Raw genomic sequence first — 19,585 nt, forward strand, 5'->3', positions numbered from 1 at the left:
AACATTTTCCTTCCTTTTTATCAACTTTTAACTATTGCTCCATCATCCAAAAACATTTCTACACCTCTTCCGATCTGCTTTCCCCTGCGATCATATCGAGATAATTTCCTTTGTCAATATGCATCATCGTAACCTGATTTCTAAACCTGCGGAAGCCGTATACGCTGTCCACATTTCGGATCAGAGACTGAAGTCTTTCATCCGGCACGCAGACAATCAACTGAAGTTCCAATTCTCTTGCGTATTTTAAGCAGACTTCGCTTCGCTCCTTATCCATTTTTGAAAATGCCTCATCAAGAAGAACAAGGCGAATCTTTGAATCCCGATTACTCTGCTGCATATAGAGCATTGCGAATCCTGCAAGAAGCGCCACATATTTCGGGTTCTGTCCCTCTCCTCCGGAATCGACGCCCGCCATGTCGTCCACATAATTTTTCTTCTCGATCCCGTTTTCATCGATAGATTGTTCATACATATTAAAGTCCAAATAGTTTCTGTAGTCAGCAAAGCGTTCCATTTCATTTTTGTGCTTTTCACGCCCTGCCCCGTCTTCCTCTCTGGACGGCATGAATTTCTCGGTAAGAAGTCCGATCTTCCTTTCATATTTTCTGAAAAATTCATCTTCCATCAAACTCATCTGACCGTCAAACCCACTATGATCTATTACTTTGCTGTCCAGTTCTTCTGCCATAAGCATCTCATAAAACTGTCCGTTTTCATTTTTTGCCGGAGAGATATCAATCTGATAAATGCTGTCCGAAAAACGGATCTGCGACAGCATTTTATTGATCTGACGCCGATGTCTGTATGCCGACTTGATTTCCCCGTGTATCGTTGCGATCACGTTATCGCGCAGAGAATGGTACACGAGCTCGTATTGTTTTTCAAATTCTTCTTTATATTTCGGCTCAAAATCTTTTCTGCATCGCTCCAAAACTTTGTCGTAAACTTCATTGTCATGTTCTACACCTGAAAATCCATATGCGGGATATGTATTGTTAAATGCATTTCTTGATTTTATCCGCTCATCCTGAAGTTTTGTTTCTTTCTCAAAAAGCCTCTCCGCCATCACTGTCATCTCTTTTTTATAAGCCGCTTCGCTCTTTGTTTCCAAAGCCGACCTCACTTCGGCAAATATCTCATCATTCGGAACATATCCCTTCATCAAAAAATCGAGTCTTTCTTTCAGCGCTTTAATTTTCTCTTCCAGTTTGCCCTTTTTCTTCCCTGTTTCGATTTCTTTTTCTCTTAATCTTCCTGCCGCCTGTTCTTTTTCTTCAATCCGGCTTGTAAGTTCTTTCGTTTTAGCCTGCAGTTCTGCTGCCAAAGTTCCGTTTTTCAGTTCTTTGATTTCTTCTTTGAGCCGGTCTTGGCGGCGGTAATGATCGGCCAGTTCGTCTGCCGCACCCGCAAGACGCATCAAATGTTCCGGTTCCTGACCGAACCGTTCAAATTGCCGGGCTTCTTTCAACGACTCTTCCGTCTGACGATCTGCGATCAGCGAACTTTGAAGATCTATAATTTCCTCCTGCAGCTCTCTTAGCTTTGCCTTCGATACTTTTGTACCGATACATGCATTTTTCGTATAATCCTTCCTGCGCAGATGGCGGAACATATATCCGCTGTACGAATAACAATCCGGTGTGACTCCGTCTTTTACCGTACTTAACTCTTCCACCGTCTCACATTTTTGTATTCTTCCAAGATAACGTTTCAAGCACCGGTCAACATATCCGCTTTCTGCGTGTACCGCTTCATATAGCGAGTTTTCGTCCGCTTCCGGAGAATCCTTTTGAACCGCCTCACTATTGATCAGATCAACTTCTTCAAACTGCTGCATCCTGCGAAATATTTTCGCTGCATCAAGAGCGTATGCCGGTTCTGTAATCATACTTTTTTTAATCCTGCCAAGCCGTCCTTCGATCGCATTTTTCCATTTTTCATCCGTAATATCAAACAAATCCGCGAAAATATGAACTTCGATTTTCCTTCCGTACCTGTCGCTCAACGCACGCTGCAGTTCCTGTCTCGCCTTTTTCAATTCCAACGGATACGGTTTTCTGTCGTTTTGGAGATCTTCGACAGCATCTTGTTTTTCTTTGATGTCTTTTTCCGTTTCATGGATCGAAATACGAAGTTCCGACAATTCATTTGTAATATTATCAAGGGCCAAGTCAAGATGTGTCCTCAGTTCTTTACATAACTTTTCCGTAAGCGCTCCGCCTCGTATTTCCTGAATAAGCTGAAGAGCTCTGTTGCTCACATAATCAGTGACAACATCCTCTTCTTCCCATCGTTTCAATCCTTTCACGATCTGCCGCCACTGTGCCGAATTATCCGCCAGAAGAGCAATTCTGTATTCTAAATCTTTTAGTTCCTGTTCTTTCTTTCCATAATCGCTGTTATTTAATTCTGCCTGTACCCGGGCTCTTTCATCCCGTATCGTCTGCAGTTCGTCCTGAAGTATCTTCTGTTCTTTTTTCGCCTCGTCCGCTTCTTTTTCAACGGATTCCAACTCACTTTCCCGTCCTTTGAGTCGAATTATATTTTCCTCGATATCAATGCATTTGAGCACTGTTTCCGTTCGTACTTTCTCCGCACGCACATTCGTCAGTTCTCTGTCATATACTTGGATCTTATCCAGCATTTCGATCCGTTTTTCCAGATCTTCCACCCGTTCTTTGATCTCTCTGTACGCGCCAAGCTGTTCACTGATCGTCGCCACCGTATCTTCTTTCGTTTTCGGAAACATATAATCTCTTATAAACTGACCTGTTCCACTCGTCATTTTCAGAGCAATGGCGCTTTTTTCCATCGTGATCATACGACCTTGTTCTACCTGACCGAAGATTTCCCCGTACAGCGTATAAAGATAAGCTTCTTTCGACGGATACACTTTATTTACTTCACCCCGGCCTCTGTTATCGGCGCTTCTGCTTCTTTCTTCCGTAAGTTTTCTAATCTGTGCGATCGAATAAGGTACGTTATTTTCCAAATATTCATCCTTTGGAATTCTTCCCGAATGACTGAAATAAGTATATTTTTTCAGATCCGTATCCCCTTTTGCCACCTCGAACGCCGCCCCGACACAAGTCACAATATGAGTGGCGGTATCTTCAATCTCAAGAACAATCTGTGAACAAAAATCAACGTCTCCCCTGTTTGCCGTTCCGTCTTTTTGCGCTCCTCTAAGATAGCTTAAAACGCTTCTCTTGTTTTTAGAATCATCTGCCGCTTTATTCAGAAAATTAGCAGACACACTCCCATACAGAACAACCTGTATCGCATCCATAACCGTCGATTTCCCCGATCCGCTCTTTCCGCTGAAAAGATTCACATACTCGTGGAATTCCAACATTTTATGGCTGATGCCGCCCCAGTTATTGATCAGCATTCTTGTAAAAATTTTCTTCGGCTGTTTCATATCCGTCTGCCTCCTCTCTATATTCTTCAATCAAATCATTCATATCTTTCGCCGTCACATACAGATTGATCGTACTGTAAATATAGATCGGCGTATCGTCTTCTACGTCCCTCACCGCTCCCGGCACGTCGATGATCTGATGAAGCCGCATCAGATAAAGAGAAGCTTTCCATTCATCTGCCTTCAATTTTCTTACGATCAGGTTCGTATTCTTTCCGTATTCGCGCATTTCTTTCAGCGTTGTCACAGGAGCGTTTAACCCTTCTCCCATAATTTTATCTTTATAGATCAGTTTTATGATAAGAAGGATCACCGTTTCTGTCATATTCAGTTTTTCCCTTGCAGCTCCGTCGCCTGTCAAACAGAAAATATGCTCTTGTGCATCATGCGTAAGCTCACATCCAAGTACCGAAAGATAGTCTTCTATAAAATGTCTGTGCCGGACACAGATTTCATACTGTACATTATCTTTCGGCACAAGTGTTGCCGGATCATATTTCACCTGCAAAATACATGTCTGGCGAAACAACGCCTGTATCGTCTTTTTTATCTGTTCCCCTTCTGTGATAGAAATACTTTCCAAATACTCAAACATGACTTAGTCCTCTCTTATTTCCAGCGTTGAAAAACGCATTCCCTGTTCGGTTTCTTCTTCCTCTCCTACGGTGATCTCCCCACTGCCAAACGCATTTTCCGTCGCTTCCTGCCATATAAAAAACAATTTTTCCAAATCTTCAGCCGACCGAACCGTCTGCCGCGTAGTTCTAAATACGTTTCCGACACTGTTTCTTTCTTTGAACTCCTGCAGCTCTTTCCTTGTATAAAGCGGTTTTAAGACAAACGACTCCAAATTTTCTTCCGCCTGTCCGCCTTCCGAAACAGTAGCCGGAACAAACGCTTCTCTCCCTTTTTCTTTCCGTTTGTACAGACTTTCATCCGTCAACGCTCTGTGAGGTCTGCTAAGGCGGATACGCTCCGCCAGTTTTTCCGATATTTCTTCTTTTCTCCTGCTTTTATTCAACAGATCTACAAGCGCAACCGTACGGTCTTCTTCTGCTCCTTCCTGAAGAACGTACCGTATTCTCGCAGCCGCCCTGGACGCAAAAATCGTCTTCTGTTCGATCAGTTTATTATATCTTCTTTCGATCGCATCAAACTGCCTTTCGATTCGTATCAGCGTATCTGCCGCTTCCTCGCACATTGCCGCCGCCCGTTCCAGCCGCAGTTCTTTTATTTTCTCCGCCTCATCTGTTTTTTTCGGATCTTTAACTTTTCCCGCGTTTTCTTCGTCTTTCATCTTCTTTTGACGGACCTCTTCCAGTTCCCGCAACAGTTTCAGCCTGCTCATATCATTTTCCTGTAAATTTCTGTCAAGCAGTTCTTTAACAGCTTCTTTATATCGATAAAAACTGTCCGTTGTCGTCAAGATCGCATATTTTCGGCTGTCACTGTTATTGATCTCCTTTACAAGGACGTCCTGTATTCCCCGAAAATCTTTCTGACGGGACAGTTCATCAAAATACCCTCTCATACCGTCCTGCATATTTACAAGCATCTGCACAAGCTTTTTGGAAACACGAAGGGCGCTTTTTAAAATCTCATTATTTTTTTCTTTATCGGAACTATATGTATACAGATGGCTGTATATCGTCATAACGCTTTCCCGCTCTTCGCTCTCTTGTTCATCAAGCAGACTCCTAAACAACTCCACATACATCTGACTATATTCAGGAAATGTCACAACGTAACTGTTCAAAGCCTCGTCATAGTCCTGTTTCAGCCATCCCCACTCCTGAAAATGTTTCAGACACACGGACGCCATATTAGAACGTGTAAGAAACTCTCCCTCTTCATCATAATTTTCCTCATCCCACAGAAGAGCCGCTGCCGCGATCTTTTCATTCATAACTGCCCTGCACTCTTTTTCCGTCAATCCAAGCACGGAATAAGACAGACTCATTTCCTCATAGATTGCCGTGAGAAACAGCATATAGTAATCCGTATATTTACTTGAAAATAATTTATAAAAATCTTTGGGGATCCTTTCCATCAAACTCATTTTTTACCGTTTTTACTTCCTTTATCTTTGTTTTTGTGCCTTTATTCAGTATATCTACTACACTTTTTAATGTCAATTCTGCCTTGATATGTTACAATCTACCTATCAACAGTTGGCTGTACAGATGTCCGTTTACGAGGAAACATATATCTGATCACAGCAAAAATATAATAACTGAAAGGACTGAAATTATGTGGGCTTACAATGAAACTTTTTATCAGATTTATCCGATCGGCTTCTGCGGCGCGCCGACGCACAATGACGGCGTGACAATGCACCGGATTTTGAAAATTGCAGACTGGGCCGGATATCTCGAAGAGCTCGGGATCGGATCGATCATTCTAAATCCGATTTTTGAATCAGATAATCACGGCTATGACACAAGAGATCTTACGAAGATCGACTGTCGCCTCGGAACGAACGAAGATTTCCAAACAGTATGTGAAACGCTTCATTCGCACAATATCAAGATCATGCTCGACGGGGTATTCAATCACGTCGGCAGAGGTTTTTGGGCATTTCAGGATGTGTTAGAGAAGAAATGGGATTCTCCGTATAAAGACTGGTTTTATATTAATTTTGACGGCAACAGCGCATATAACGACGGCTTCTGGTATGAAGGCTGGGAAGGACACTACGAACTTGTGAAGTTAAACCTGCAAAATCCTGCCGTCACAGACCATCTGCTTAGCTGCATAAAAATGTGGATCGAAACTTTCGGCATTGACGGACTGCGCCTTGATGTCGCTTATTCTCTCGATCATAACTTCATGCGCCGCCTCCGCTCTTTCTGCGAAGAGATTAAGCCGGGATTCGCTCTTGTAGGAGAAGTTTTATTCGGAGACTACAACCTGATCGTCAACAACGAAATGCTTCACAGCTGCACGAACTACGAATGTTACAAAGGATTATATTCCAGCTTTAACAGCATGAACTTGTTCGAGATCGCCCACTCATTAAACCGCCAATACGGACCGGAGCAGTGGTGCATTTACAGAGGAAAGCATCTCATGACTTTTGCAGATAACCATGACGTCACGCGGCTTGCTTCCATATTGACAAACAAGCGGCATATCCCCCTTGCTTACGGACTTTTGTTCGGTATGCCGGGTATTCCCTGTATTTATTACGGAAGCGAATGGGGAGAGGAAGGAACGAAATCACCTGATAATGATTATGCCTTAAGGCCTTGTTTCGATGCGCCTAAGCCAAACGATCTCACCGATCTGATCCGCCGCCTGATCGCTCTTCGCAGAGAAAGCGATGCGCTGTGCAGCGGTTCTTATCGAAATATCGTTATTACAAATCATCAGCTTATTTTCGAGCGCAAAACAGAAAAAGAGCAATTCCTTGTTGCCGTCAACGCATCCGACTGTGAATTCACAGCCGGACACCATGAGTTAAACGGCACATATGAACAGATCCTTTCCTTTGAAAACGAAACGATCACAAGCGGCAAGGACACTTCCGTACAGGAACTTAACGGACAGCTCGTCCTGCCCGCATACAGCATCCGGTATTTAAAAAGAGCTTTATAAAAGTCTTATATGATCCAGCGGGCATGGCTTCCATGGCCGCTTTTTGTCACAGTCAGCTTCCAGTCGATCTGCTCTTTCAATTCATTGACATGAGAAATGATACCTACAAGTCCTTTTTCTCCTGCAAGTTCTTTCAAGATACGGATCGCCCTCTCCCGCGACTGATCATCCAAAGAACCGAATCCTTCGTCTACGAACATCGTCTCCAAACTCACCGCTCCGGCTGTGTTCTGAATGATATCCGCAAGTCCTAACGCCATTGACAACGCCGCCATAAATGATTCTCCGCCTGACAGAGATTTTACGTCGCGGACAGAATCTGTCACCAGATCGTACACATCCAGATCTAATCCGGCCTGCCCCTGACTGCTTAAATCTTTCAATTCCCGACACTGCAGGATAAATCCTCCGGAAGTCATTTTGGCAAGCCTTCGGTTCGCCGCTTGTATGATCTGCCGGAAATACTTTCTCTGAACATACGTCTCAAAATCAAGCTTCACACTGCCTGTCAAACTTCCGTTCGCCGTCCTGCTCAGATTACCGACAACTTCATACTTTTCCCGAAGTTCCTCCTCTGCCGCAAAATACTTTTTAAGGCTGTCACAGGCGCTTTGATGGGTAATATTTTTCCCGTGAATCTCCAGTTTTCGCACATTCTTTTCTTTCAAAAGCATATCTGTCTCATTTTTCTTTCTGACGTCACTTTCCGTCTCCTGCCGCCTTTTACCGTTTAACTGACCTTTCAATGTCTCAACACTGCTTTTCTTTTGAACGACCAGACTTTCATACGTCTTTACTTGATCGTTCATCTGCCTCCAGCCTTCGATCCATTTTTTCGCCTCCCGGTATTCCTCCTGATCCGCAAACCGCTGCTTTCGTATCTCCTGACGAAACATTTCCTGTTCCTGCTCGAACCGCTCTTCCAGTTCCGTTTTCTGTAAAACCAGATTTTCCGCCCGCCCTGCCTGACGTTGGTTTTCTTCTGCAGTTTTTCTGTATGCGTCCTGAAGCTTTTTCAAATTCGATCTTTTTTGCGCAAGCAGGCTCTCATATTCTGCAAGCCGGTCTTCCGCCTGTTTTTCATCTTCCCGAGAATACCTTTCTCCAAAAAGCGCTTTTTCTTCTGTTTCAAATTGTGCGCGAACTTCCTGATATTTTTCCTGTGCCGCCGCTCTCTTTCGCTCCGCTTCATCACGGATCTTTTTCGCCTCTTCTACTGTCTTTTCATCGACTCCGCCTTCGGAAATTTTCGCCTTATGCGGATGATGCACCGACCCGCACACAGGACACGGAGAACCTTCCTTAAGTTCTTGTGCAAGAATCCCCGCCTGTTCGCCGAAAAAGATTCTGTATTTTTCTTCATAATCTTCCGACGCCGCTTTACACTGATCTATGCAGCGTGTCATCTGAACTGTCTGTTTCTCATACTCTGCTTTTAATTTCCGTACTTTTGCATATCTGGGAAGAATCTCACGCAAACGCACGATCTGTTCTCGAAGCTTCGGTTCGATCCGATCCATCTCACTCTCCGCCTGCTCCGCATCTTCTTTCAGCCTGTTCTCCCGCTTACTGTGCTCTTCCATCCACTCATTCAGAGTAACGATTTCTTCTTTGATCCTCCGTGCATCTTCCTTTGTACGAAGCGCCTGCACTTCCAATCTTCTCGCCTGTTCCGAACGTTCTCCCAACAGCGCGTGATTTTTCAAAAGCTCATATTCCGCGCTTTGTTCCTGCAGTCTTTTATATTCCGATTCTGTTCGCTCTAACAGACCGAAGATCCTGTTGATCTCCTCTTTCTTCCCGATCATAAGATGGAGCTGCTCCGATTCTTTCCGAAGCGCCGTTTCTTCGGCTTCCATCGTTTCGTACGCTTCTTTTCCTTCTTTTAATATCCGGCCGAGCGTTTCTGTTACAGCCTCTGCCGAGGGCATTTCCTGGGAAATCAAATCTTCCCACACCTTTTGCACCTTCGATCCGTCTGCATCGACGCGCTCCATCTCACGCCGAATATCGGCTTCATTTTCTTTTAACTGTATATACAATGCTTTTCCTTGCTCTTTTAATTGTTCCTGGACGTCTCTGTATATCTGCGTCTGAAAAATCTTGGAAAATATCTTCTTTCGCTCTTTTGATTCCGCATGCAGCAGCCGCAGGAAGTCTCCCTGCGCTATCATAGCGATCTGCGTAAACTGCCCGGCGTCTAATCCGATGATCTGCTCTATTTTCTGATCAACTTCACGCTTTTTCCCCTGAAACTCCTTCCCGTCGGGCATGATCAGGCTGACTTTTGACGTTTCCTTTACAAGGCGGATCTTTCCGTCTGCATTTTTCCGCTTTCCCGCGCGCATATATTCCGGGTTTCTTCGGATCGTATACTGCCCGTCCCGATATGCAAACGTATATTCCACGAATGTTTCCGCCTCGTCGTCGGCATACTGGCTTCTCATCATATTTCCGTCGCGCCGTCCGCCGCTTGTCCTGTCGTAAAGAGCATATGTCACCGCATCGAAGATCGTTGTTTTTCCGGCTCCGGTATCGCCGGTAACGAGAAACAGCCCGCCTTGAATTTTCGTAAAGTCAATCGTTTCCATACCGGAATAAGAACCAAACGCAGACATCGTAAGTTTGATCGGTCTCATCTTTCTTCTCCTTTCACATCATCAAAAATCTGCGTCATCATTTCCGCCTCTTCTAAAGACATCTTTCTTCCATGCATTTCTTCATAGAAATCCGAAAATGTTTCCAGTGGATTTTCCATGCGGATATCCTCATCCTTAAACTCAAGTTTTTTACGCGTCCGTTCATTATCCGTCCGCACTTCTAAAATACGGCTGTACACTTTTTCCAACTGTTCTTTCGGTCTATAAGGATCGATTTCGTCTGTAAGCGTCACGCTCACATAATCATCCCGCTTTTTCGGATCTGCCGAACTTAAGATTTCAGAAAGACATCCCCGCACTTTCTGTACGTCCCGCAGCGGATGAAGCGGAAATTTTTCGATTGTGACCGCCTCTTTTTTCTGCCCTATCGTCACAAGATGAAGAGACTTTTCTAAGTCCGCTTCACTGACCGAATATTTCAAAAGCGTCCCGCAATATCGAATATGTTCCGCCCCCACTCTCTGTGCCTTGTGCAAATGTCCAAGCGCCGCATAATCAAATCGGCTGATTGCGGAAATGTCTACATTATCAATTCCGCCGACACTGAAAAGTTCTGAATCACACGTTTCCGGAGTCTCGCCGTTTCCTGTATAAAACTGATGAGATACAAGTACGTTTCGCTCCGAAAAGTCGATATCCTCTCTCCTTAAAACCGCATCGACAGCCTCTGTATAACTGCCCGGCGTCTCGTTTTCACACAACAACCTTACATATCCCGGCTTCAAAAAAGGAAGCAGATAAAAATTCACCGGACCATACTCATCTTTTAATACAACTTTTTTCAAATGTTCTTTTTCCGTCTCAGGCGCTTTCCCCGCAATATAGATGCCGCGGCTTCCAAGCAGACGGCTGGCATAATCAAGTCTTTGCGCCGAATCATGATTCCCCGCGATGATCAAAATCGACACCTGAGGGCTTACCGATGAAAGCCGTGTCAGAAAATCGTCAAACACTGCGACCGCCTCTGCCGACGGAACAGATTTATCATAAATATCTCCCGCGATCACAACCGCATCCGGCCGAAGCTTCTCTGTATATCCGATCACTTCCTCCAAAATGTGTTCCTGATCTTCTTTCATATTGTAATGATAAAGATGTTTTCCGATATGCAGATCCGATAAATGTATAAATTTCATTTTACTGTTCCTTTCCGCTTCATCCTGATCGTTTTCTTTTTCTGCGAAAACACGCTTATTAAAGTTTCAGTTTTCTGTATCTGTCAAAGCAGGCAAAAATTTCCTGCGCTCTTGGCATCGCCATACATGCGATACTTGATCTGCTCTCACAGAGCGCATCAAGCGACTCTTTTTCTATAACTTTTTCCATCTCTGCGATCACTTGACGAAGATCTTTCTTTCCGTTCATAAGATGTTTTTGAGCATATCGCATACAATATCCGAGCGCTGTCACCTGTTCGCTGTCAACAATCTGTTCCACATAGCGAAGATCGATCATTTCTTTGTTGATCATGACAGCTTCTTTTCCCATCGTCTTCATCTTGATCCGGTCATTCCCCTTTAAATCTGCATTTGCGATCGGACATCTCTTAAAATCAGGCTGCCGCGCCGGCTCTTGAGAAAGACTGATCGCAGGAAATGCTTCCGCTTCCTTTTTCGCATATCCGGTAATATCTTTCGGCTCGTATCGATCCATCTGAAGGATCGTATCTGCAATATGGAAATAAGCTCCTGAACTTCCCGCTACGATCACGGTGGAAATCCCCTGTTTTTCATACAATTCTCTTATCCGCTCGATAAACGGCGTGATCGGCTCCATCTCCCGATGAATCACTCTTTGCATCAGTTCATCCCGTATCATAAAATTCGTAGCGCTTGTGTCCTCATCGATCAAAAAAAGAGAAGTTCCGGCTTCCATGCTTTCGATTACATTTGCCGCCTGAGACGTACTTCCACTGGCATCTTCCGTACAAAATAAAACCGTGTCCTTTCCATTTGGAAGATCGTTGATAAACATAGAAATATCCGTCTTTTTAATACTCCGCCCGTCCTCGGCGCGAATCTTTACCGCCGTATCGTCGGTGATCACATACTCCCGTCCGTCACCTGCAACATGCGGATAAACTCCTGTTTCCAACGCCTTTAACAGCGTAGATTTTCCGTGGTATCCCCCGCCCACAATAAGCGTGATCCCTCTTTTGATCCCCATTCCGCTTATGACTCCCGCATGCGGAAGTGTAATCGTCACTTCCTGCTCCTTTGGAGACTGAAACTTTACTGCGCCGCGCATCGGCTTAGACGAAACGCCGGACTCTCTCGGAAGAATGCTTCCGTTTGCCACAAAAGCGCAAAGTCCGAGTTTCGGAAGCTGATCTCTTATATACCTCTGATCTTCCGCAAGATCTATAATTTTACGCAGACGGGCCGCATCTGCATTTTTATAAAACAAAGAGGCCTTTACACATTCCGGCACAAACTGAAACAGGATCTTCTCAAGCTCCCGCGCATTGATCGTTCTTCCGTTTGCGGGAAAACCGATTTCCATCCGCAAAATGATATCTCCACTGTTCGGATCAAGTCTGCAGGCCGTACGTTCCAAAACTTCCTGCCCGCAGCGGCTTACAGCGATCATCCCACTTTTTCCCGAACCTTTTGCCTGAAAAGCAAACTGATCCGCCTTTTTTGCAAACTGACGCGTCAATTCATCCTGAAGCGCGATCCGCTGATCTTTCCCACAGTAAAGATCACTCGGAAATGCCGCTGCCTTTCCTTCTACATGTATGCTCACCTTTGACGGAGACGCAAACGGATCTCCCTGTACATGATCTATAGACAACACATATCCCGGAAACCGATATGTTCCTTTCGTATCTTTATAAGCAGGATATCCACGATGATCGATCCTGTTCAATAAACTTCTCAAATCTGCTGCTGACTGCATTTTCTCGATTCCTTTCTTCCACTATTTTCCCGCGCCGCGCATCGGCTTACGTTTTACGTTCTTTTACTCTGTCTGCCGTTATCTTAATGTTCTGATTTCACTGCCTGACAATATTCATACTGACGCTTTACTTCAACTTTAAAATCGTACATGAAAACGGGACCATTTCCAACACATTTTCATATACTTCTCCACTTTCTGCATCAATCTGCTTTCCAATGCCTTCCAAACGAACCTGCCTGTCATTAAAATTCATCACAAAAACAAGACCTTTTCTTCCTGTCTCATCCTCTCTTTTTGCAGCCGTCACGCCATGGGGAAGTCGTTTTAATATGCGGTCGGCAGATGATGCTTCTTTCAACAATCCCGCCTTTATAAACACATCTTTATAAAATGCACTTAGAAACCTCTGATCCGATTCTGCCGAAAGATAATACGCCCTTCCGCTTCCATATGCATTTTCAGTTACTACCGGACATCCTTTATAAAAGTCTTTTTTATAAACAGAGTAAATTTCCGTCTTAGCTTTTGCATGAACGATATCACACATCGTATACGCCGGATATTCTTTTCCGTTATAATCAAAACAATTCTCAAACTCCTTTGACGGCGCGTCCATTTCTTCAGAAACCACCCCGAGTACATCTTCCAACGGATGCCGTCCTATAAAACAAAGATCGGTTTCATTTACAATCCCGCTGAAATACGTTGTCACATAAGTTCCGCCCGCTTCCACGAACGCTCTGACCTTTTCGGAATATCCCTTTTTATACATATAATTAAGTGGCGCCGCCAGAAGCCGATATCCCGAAAAATCATCGTCCATACTTACAAAATCAACGTCCAAGCCACACTCCCAAAACGCACGGTAGTGATCCGTCACACATTTCACATAATCAAGATCCTGACGCGGTCCGCTCGTGTCTTCTACAGCCCACCAGTTTTCCCAGTCAAAAACAATGGCCGCTTTCGCCCTGTTTAAAAAAGTTTTGATCCCGCCGCTTAAGTGCTCCAGCCGCTTTCCTACTTCCGTCACTTCTCGAAATGTTCTCGTATCAGAACCGTTCTTATGATCTACGACTGCTCCGTGAAATTTCTCATAGCCGCCCCTGCTCTTTCTCCACTGAAAATACTGAACCGAATCTGCTCCGTGCGCAACTGCCTGCATAGAAGAAAGCATGTGCATCCCCGGTCTTTTCAGCGGATTGTGAGAACGCCAGCTCACAGAAGAGGGCGTGCTTTCCATTAAAAGAAACGGCTCTCTTTTCAGACTTCTCATAAGAGCATTACCCGCAGATGTATATACCGCCTCCGGCACTTCATCTTTTCTCTCATGCCAAAACGGATAATTATCCCATGATATGATATCAACTGCATTTTTCAGAGTATTGTAATCAACTCCTTTGAAAAATCCCATCATATTCGTCGTTGTCGGAAGATCGGAAAATTCTCTCAATGCATCGGCTTCCATTTTGCAAAAATCTGTAATCTGCTCGGAAGAAAATCTCTTCCAATCTAAAGTCAACGCTGTCGTCAGACATTCGCCCTGCGGAGAAGGGCTGTGGATCTGATCCCAATCTGTATATTTGTGACTCCAAAATCCCGTCCACCACGACGCATTAAGCTTATCCAGTGTTCCGTACTTGTTTTTCAGCCATTCCCGAAACTTTTTCTGACATTTTTCACAATGACATGTGGAATCTTTGAAGTTTCCTCCGAACTCATTGGAAATATGCCAGAGGATCACATTTTCTTTCTTTCCGAATCGCTGCGCAAGAGCCCGGTCTATCTGCTTTACCTTCCGCCTCATGACCGGAGAGGAATAGCAGAAGTTATGGCGCTTCCCCGGCAGGTTTACCGTACCGTCCGCCTGCACCTGAAGCGTCTCGGGATACTTTTGTGTAAGCCAGTGCGGCATTCCTCCCGACGGAGTCGCCAAAACTACCTGTATCTTCCTCTCTCGGAGTTTATCTATAATTTCCTCCAGCCATTCAAACGTATAAACGTCCTCCTTAGGCTCTAACTCCGCCCAAGAAAACACTCCGAGCGTCACACAGTTTACATTTGCCTTATTCATCAACTTTAAATCTTCTTCCAATATCTCCGGATATTCGATCCATTGTTCCGGATTATAGTCTCCACCGTGTAATAAGTGTCCTCCTATCATAGTACAACCTCCTGTTTTCATTTCGGACAATGTGTGTTTTTGCCGCATTCCGGTAATAATACAGTCTCCAGCTCTTCTTTCTGCAATAAGTATGCCCCGAGATTTTTCAGATGTCAATTATAAAAAGAAACAGAGGCTTTCGGAATCATATCTCAAAAAGTCTCTGTTTCCACTTTATCGAAACATCGTTCGCAAGAACATTGTTTCTAATTATACTTCAAATATCAGATCTCCATAAGACGGCATCGGCCATGCCTCTTTATCAACGATCATCTCCAGCTTGTCGATCGGCGCACGCAGATCCTCCATTGCAGGGCACACTGTCTCATAATAATAAGCCGCTTTATCAGGACCGTCGTCCATGGAAGAAGCCGTCTCCGTCACTTTCTCAAGCTGTGCCTGAGCGCGGCTTGCTTCTTTGAGCAGCACGGTAATCTCATCAAGCGTCGCAAGCTGAACACTGGCATCCACACCTGCGGCTTTTACCGAATTAACCGTATCCGCCAGCGTCTTTGTATATTTAATGATCGCCGGAATAAACTGTTTTCTTCCCATATCGATCATCGTACGAGCCTCGATATTGAGCGCCTTTGAATAATTTTCATAGCGAATTTCCGCGCGGGATTCAAGCTCTGTGCGTGTAAATACTCCGAATTTCTCAAAAAGTTCTACCGACTTATCAGATACAAGCGCCGGGATCGACTCAACCATAGACTTAATGTTTGGAAGTCCTCTTCTTTGCGCTTCTTCTACCCATGCCTGTGAATATCCGTCTCCGTTAAAAATGATCTTCTGGTTCTCGATCGCATATTCCTTGATCAGGTCATGGATCGCTTTTTGAACGTCATCCGCCTGTTCCATAACATCACATGCTTCCGAAAACGCTTCCGCCACGATCGTATTGAGCACAATATTGGCAGATGCGATCGAGTCTCTCGAACCTACCATACGGAATTCAAATTTATTTCCCGTAAATGCAAACGGAGAAGTTCTGTTCCGGTCTGTCGCATCTTTCATCAGATCAGGAAGAGTACGCACACTCGTCTCCAGCTTTCCGCCTTTCAAACTATGTGTCGCCTCCCCTGTACTTACAAGCTGATCGATCACATCCTCGAGCTGCTCTCCAAGGAAAACGGAAATAATTGCCGGAGGCGCTTCATTTGCCCCAAGCCGGTGATCATTTCCCGGATCAGCCGCAGATTCTCTGAGAAGTTCCGCGTGTCTGTTGACCGCTTTCAAAACACATGTCAGAACAAGAAGGAACTGAATATTCTCATGCGGTGTCTTTCCCGGTTCGAGCATATTGATGCCATCGTCTGTTATCAGCGACCAGTTATTATGTTTTCCCGATCCATTCACCCCTGCAAACGGTTTCTCATGGAGCAGACATTTCATTCCGTGCCTGCTTGCCACCCGTTTCAAAGTCTGCATCACGATCTGATTATGGTCTACCGCAATATTCGCTTTTGCATAGATCGGAGCAAGCTCATGCTGAGCCGGCGCAGCCTCGTTATGCTGAGTTTTCGCCGTAACGCCTACCTTCCAAAGTTCTTCGTTTACATCTTTCATAAACGATGCGATTCTCTGTCTGATCGTTCCGAAATAGTGATCGTCCATCTCCTGACCTTTCGGAGGCATCGCGCCAAACAGCGTCCTTCCTGTATAGATCAGGTCTTTTCTCTGAAGAAACTTTTCTGAATCTACAAGGAAATATTCCTGTTCCGCACCGACAGACGGCGTCACTTTCTTTGAAGTTGTATTTCCGAATAAGCGAAGCAGACGCATTGCCTGCGTATCGAGCGCTTCCATCGAACGAAGAAGCGGTGTTTTCTGATCAAGCGCCTCTCCGGTATAAGAACAAAATGCAGTAGGGATGCACAGGATCGCGCCTGCCGCGTCTTCTCTTATAAATGCCGGAGAAGTACAATCCCACACTGTATACCCTCTTGCCTCAAACGTAGCTCTTAATCCTCCTGACGGAAACGAGGAAGCATCCGGTTCTCCTTTGATCAATTCTTTTCCCGAAAAACTCATAAGAACTTTTCCACTTGGCTGGGGAGCCGATATAAATGAATCATGCTTTTCTGCCGTAACGCCTGTTAAAGGCAGGAACCAGTGTGTGTAATGCGTCGCGCCTTTTTCAATCGCCCACTCTTTCATCTCATGAGCTATGACATCGGCCGTCTCCAGATCAAGTTCCCTGCCCTCTTCGATCGTGTGCTTCAGATTTTTGTAAATCTTTTTCGGCAGACGCTCTTGCATCACTGTATCGTCAAAAACATTCTGTCCAAAAATTTCAGCTACATTGATTGCTTCTGTACTCATAATTCACCTTTCCTTCCTACCTTTTAACAAGACTGCATGAACGCTTTTTTGTATCAGACTACTCTATGTATTACTGCTTTTACAATATAATACAAAAAAGATTATGGCATACCATAAATCACCGGAAGCACCGAAGAGAACATTCCGGGATCGTAAGCAGCCGCCAAGATCTCTGGCACTCCCGTGCTTTAGCTCGTTGCTATTACAAAAAGGGCACTCCATGCTATGCTGGAACGCCCCTGTTCATGTCTCTGTCAGTCAGTATAACTCCGCCAACTAAAAAAGGCAAGTATTTTTTTGAAAAATTCAGCCGCCGAAAGCAGACGTCAGATATGCTGCGCCGCTGCTTAAGCTTGTCCGATAGAACCGAATAATTCCATTTTCTCTTTTACAGTAGCCATGATTGCGTCTGTACCCGGTTTAAGAAGTTTACGCGGGTCAAATCCTTTTCCTTCAAGGTCTTTTCCTGCTTCAACATACTCGCGTGTAGCTGCCGCAAACGCAAGCTGACACTCTGTATTTACATTAATCTTAGCAACGCCGAGGCTGATTGCCTTTTTGATCATATCTTCCGGAATACCTGTGCCTCCGTGAAGAACGAGCGGCATATCGCCTGTAAGCTGCTGGATCGCATCCAGAGTCTCAAAACTTAATCCTTCCCAGTTCTCCGGATATTTTCCGTGGATATTTCCGATACCTGCTGCAAGGAAATCGATTCCGAGATCGGAAACCATCTTACACTCCTGCGGATCGGCACACTCGCCTTTTCCGATTACTCCGTCTTCCTCTCCGCCGATAGAACCGACTTCTGCCTCGATGGACATGTTCTTCTCATGAGCGATCTTAACGAGCTCTTTTGTCTTCTCTACGTTCTCCTCGATCGGATAATGTGATCCATCGAACATGATAGATGAGAATCCTGCTTCGATACACTTCATACATCCTTCGTAGCTGCCGTGATCAAGATGCAGAGCAACCGGAACTGTGATTCCGAGTTCTTCCAGCATTCCGTTTACCATGCCTACAACTGTCTTATATCCTGTCATATATTTTCCGGCTCCTTCAGATACACCGAGGATTACCGGAGAGTTGCACTCCTGTGCTGTAAGAAGAATTGCTTTTGTCCACTCAAGGTTGTTGATATTGAACTGTCCTACTGCATAATGTCCTGCTTTTGCTTTTTGAAGCATTTCTGTTGCTGATACTAACATATTGTTTTCCTCCAATTCTCTTCTCCGCGCAGATACATCTCATAAGCAAGCTGCATCTGACCGAAAATGTTAATTTAAGCTCTGCGTTCATTATAGCTTATCTCTTAAAAAAAGACAATCAAAATTCGATTTATATTACAGACGTCACGAATGAAATTTCAAATAACGCTCTCATAACGATTTTACAATACTGTTTTCTTCATATTATATTTTGAAAATATCCATAATCCGCTCTTTATATAATGCCTATTATCATAATAAATATTTATGAATATATAGTTTATTATAATTTTACAAAATAACTATCCAAGTGTATAGTATGAATTAAGGGAACACTTTAAAATGCAATTTATGAAAGAAAAGAGGATGAAGTTATGATGTATGACGTAGTGATCATCGGAGCAGGACCGGCAGGGATCAGCGCGGGAATTTATGCGGCAAGCAGAGGAAAAAAAGTGTTGATCACAGAAAAAAACACCGTGGGAGGATTGATCGGAAAAGTATCTACCGTTACCCATTATGCGGGAATTATGACAGAAGAAACCGGAAGTTCTTTTGCCAAGAGACTGAAAATCCAGGCAGAAAATACAGGTATTGATATCATATACGAAGAAGTGACGCAAGTTGAGCTGCAGGGCAGCATTAAAAAAGTGTTCACAAAAGACGGCGCCTATGATGCAAAAAAAATCGTTCTGGCAAACGGTACAACCCCCAGAAAACTCAACATCCCCGGAGAAGCAGAACTTACCGGCAAAGGGATGGGAATGAACGCTCAAAGAGACGGAAGAAAATATACAGACAAAAACATTTACGTCGTAGGAGGCGCGGACGGAGCTGTAAAGGAAGCTCTGTATTTATCAAAATTTGCGAAACAAGTTACGATCATTCATTTTGAAGATACACTCGGCTGCATTGAGGAGTTTAAAAACAAAGCAGAACAAACTCCAAACATAAAACTGCGTTTAGGATCAAGACTTCACGCCGTATATGGAGCAGAACAGGTAGAAGCGTTGGAAATTTCCGATGAAAAGACAGGTTCTGTCGAAAAGATCGCAGACTGCGGATGCGGTATCTTTGTCTACGCCGGAACGACACCGAACACAGAGTTATATTCAGAATTAGAATTAGATAACGGATTTATCCCGGTTGATGAAAATATGGAAACAAACATAGCAGGAGTTTATGCAGTCGGAGATATCCGAGTAAAACAAGTACGTCAAGTATCAACGGCAGTCGCAGACGGAACAGTCGCGGGAATCCATTTGGCAAAATAAAAAAAGTCCGTAAATACGGACTTTCCAAA

11 protein-coding genes are annotated in these 19,585 nt (G+C 44.3%); 2 read left to right on the plus strand and 9 right to left on the minus strand.

Annotated elements, in window-relative coordinates; genetic code table 11:
* Positions 1–58: 58 nt before the first annotated feature.
* The 3 genes from RUMTOR_RS09870 to RUMTOR_RS09880 are packed head-to-tail and all read right to left on the minus strand — an operon-like array spanning position 59 to position 5,474.
* A complete protein-coding gene (locus tag RUMTOR_RS09870) occupies positions 59–3,424 on the minus strand; it encodes an SbcC/MukB-like Walker B domain-containing protein (RefSeq protein WP_004847580.1) in 3,366 nt (1,121 codons plus the stop codon).
* Positions 3,381–4,019: a DUF4194 domain-containing protein gene (locus tag RUMTOR_RS09875; protein ID WP_004847581.1), complete on the minus strand. Its 639-nt coding sequence runs from the start codon at positions 4,017–4,019 to the stop codon at positions 3,381–3,383. Before RUMTOR_RS09875 ends, RUMTOR_RS09870 begins: the two co-directional genes overlap by 44 nt.
* A gap of 3 nt (positions 4,020–4,022) precedes the next feature.
* On the minus strand, positions 4,023–5,474 hold the full coding sequence (locus RUMTOR_RS09880) for a Wadjet anti-phage system protein JetA family protein (protein ID WP_009243726.1): 1,452 nt from the start codon (positions 5,472–5,474) through the stop codon (positions 4,023–4,025).
* 200 nt (positions 5,475–5,674) lie between these two features.
* Between RUMTOR_RS09880 and RUMTOR_RS09885 the strand changes: the two genes are divergently transcribed.
* Positions 5,675–7,021 carry an alpha-amylase family glycosyl hydrolase gene (locus RUMTOR_RS09885; protein WP_004847584.1) on the plus strand — a complete coding sequence of 449 codons (1,347 nt, stop codon included), beginning with the start codon at positions 5,675–5,677 and terminating at the stop codon, positions 7,019–7,021.
* A 5-nt stretch (positions 7,022–7,026) separates the two neighbouring features.
* Here the strand turns inward: RUMTOR_RS09885 and RUMTOR_RS09890 are convergent, their stop codons facing one another.
* From RUMTOR_RS09890 to fba, 6 genes are all read right to left on the minus strand, one after another.
* A complete protein-coding gene (locus RUMTOR_RS09890; protein WP_004847585.1) occupies positions 7,027–9,660 on the minus strand; it encodes an AAA family ATPase in 2,634 nt (877 codons plus the stop codon).
* Positions 9,657–10,817, minus strand: a complete 1,161-nt coding sequence (locus RUMTOR_RS09895) for an exonuclease SbcCD subunit D (protein ID WP_004847586.1) — start codon at positions 10,815–10,817, stop codon at positions 9,657–9,659. Before RUMTOR_RS09895 ends, RUMTOR_RS09890 begins: the two co-directional genes overlap by 4 nt.
* A gap of 58 nt (positions 10,818–10,875) precedes the next feature.
* Positions 10,876–12,579 (minus strand): ABC-ATPase domain-containing protein, encoded by a 1,704-nt coding sequence (locus tag RUMTOR_RS09900; RefSeq protein ID WP_004847587.1) that lies wholly within the window; start codon positions 12,577–12,579, stop codon positions 10,876–10,878.
* A gap of 127 nt (positions 12,580–12,706) precedes the next feature.
* Positions 12,707–14,746: a beta-galactosidase gene (locus RUMTOR_RS09905; protein ID WP_082241036.1), complete on the minus strand. Its 2,040-nt coding sequence runs from the start codon at positions 14,744–14,746 to the stop codon at positions 12,707–12,709.
* A gap of 210 nt (positions 14,747–14,956) precedes the next feature.
* Positions 14,957–17,071 (minus strand): glutamine synthetase III family protein, encoded by a 2,115-nt coding sequence (locus RUMTOR_RS09910; protein WP_004847589.1) that lies wholly within the window; start codon positions 17,069–17,071, stop codon positions 14,957–14,959.
* A 347-nt stretch (positions 17,072–17,418) separates the two neighbouring features.
* Positions 17,419–18,282, minus strand: coding sequence for a class II fructose-1,6-bisphosphate aldolase (gene fba / locus RUMTOR_RS09915; protein ID WP_004847590.1), 864 nt, complete (start codon positions 18,280–18,282; stop codon positions 17,419–17,421).
* Positions 18,283–18,656: 374 nt separating this feature from the next.
* On the opposite strand from fba, the gene RUMTOR_RS09920 reads away from it, so the two are divergent.
* Positions 18,657–19,556, plus strand: a complete 900-nt coding sequence (locus RUMTOR_RS09920) for an NAD(P)/FAD-dependent oxidoreductase (RefSeq protein ID WP_004847591.1) — start codon at positions 18,657–18,659, stop codon at positions 19,554–19,556.
* The last annotated feature ends 29 nt before the right edge of the window (positions 19,557–19,585 follow it).

The organism is [Ruminococcus] torques ATCC 27756 (assembly GCF_000153925.1).
Lineage (GTDB): Bacteria > Bacillota > Clostridia > Lachnospirales > Lachnospiraceae > Mediterraneibacter > Mediterraneibacter torques.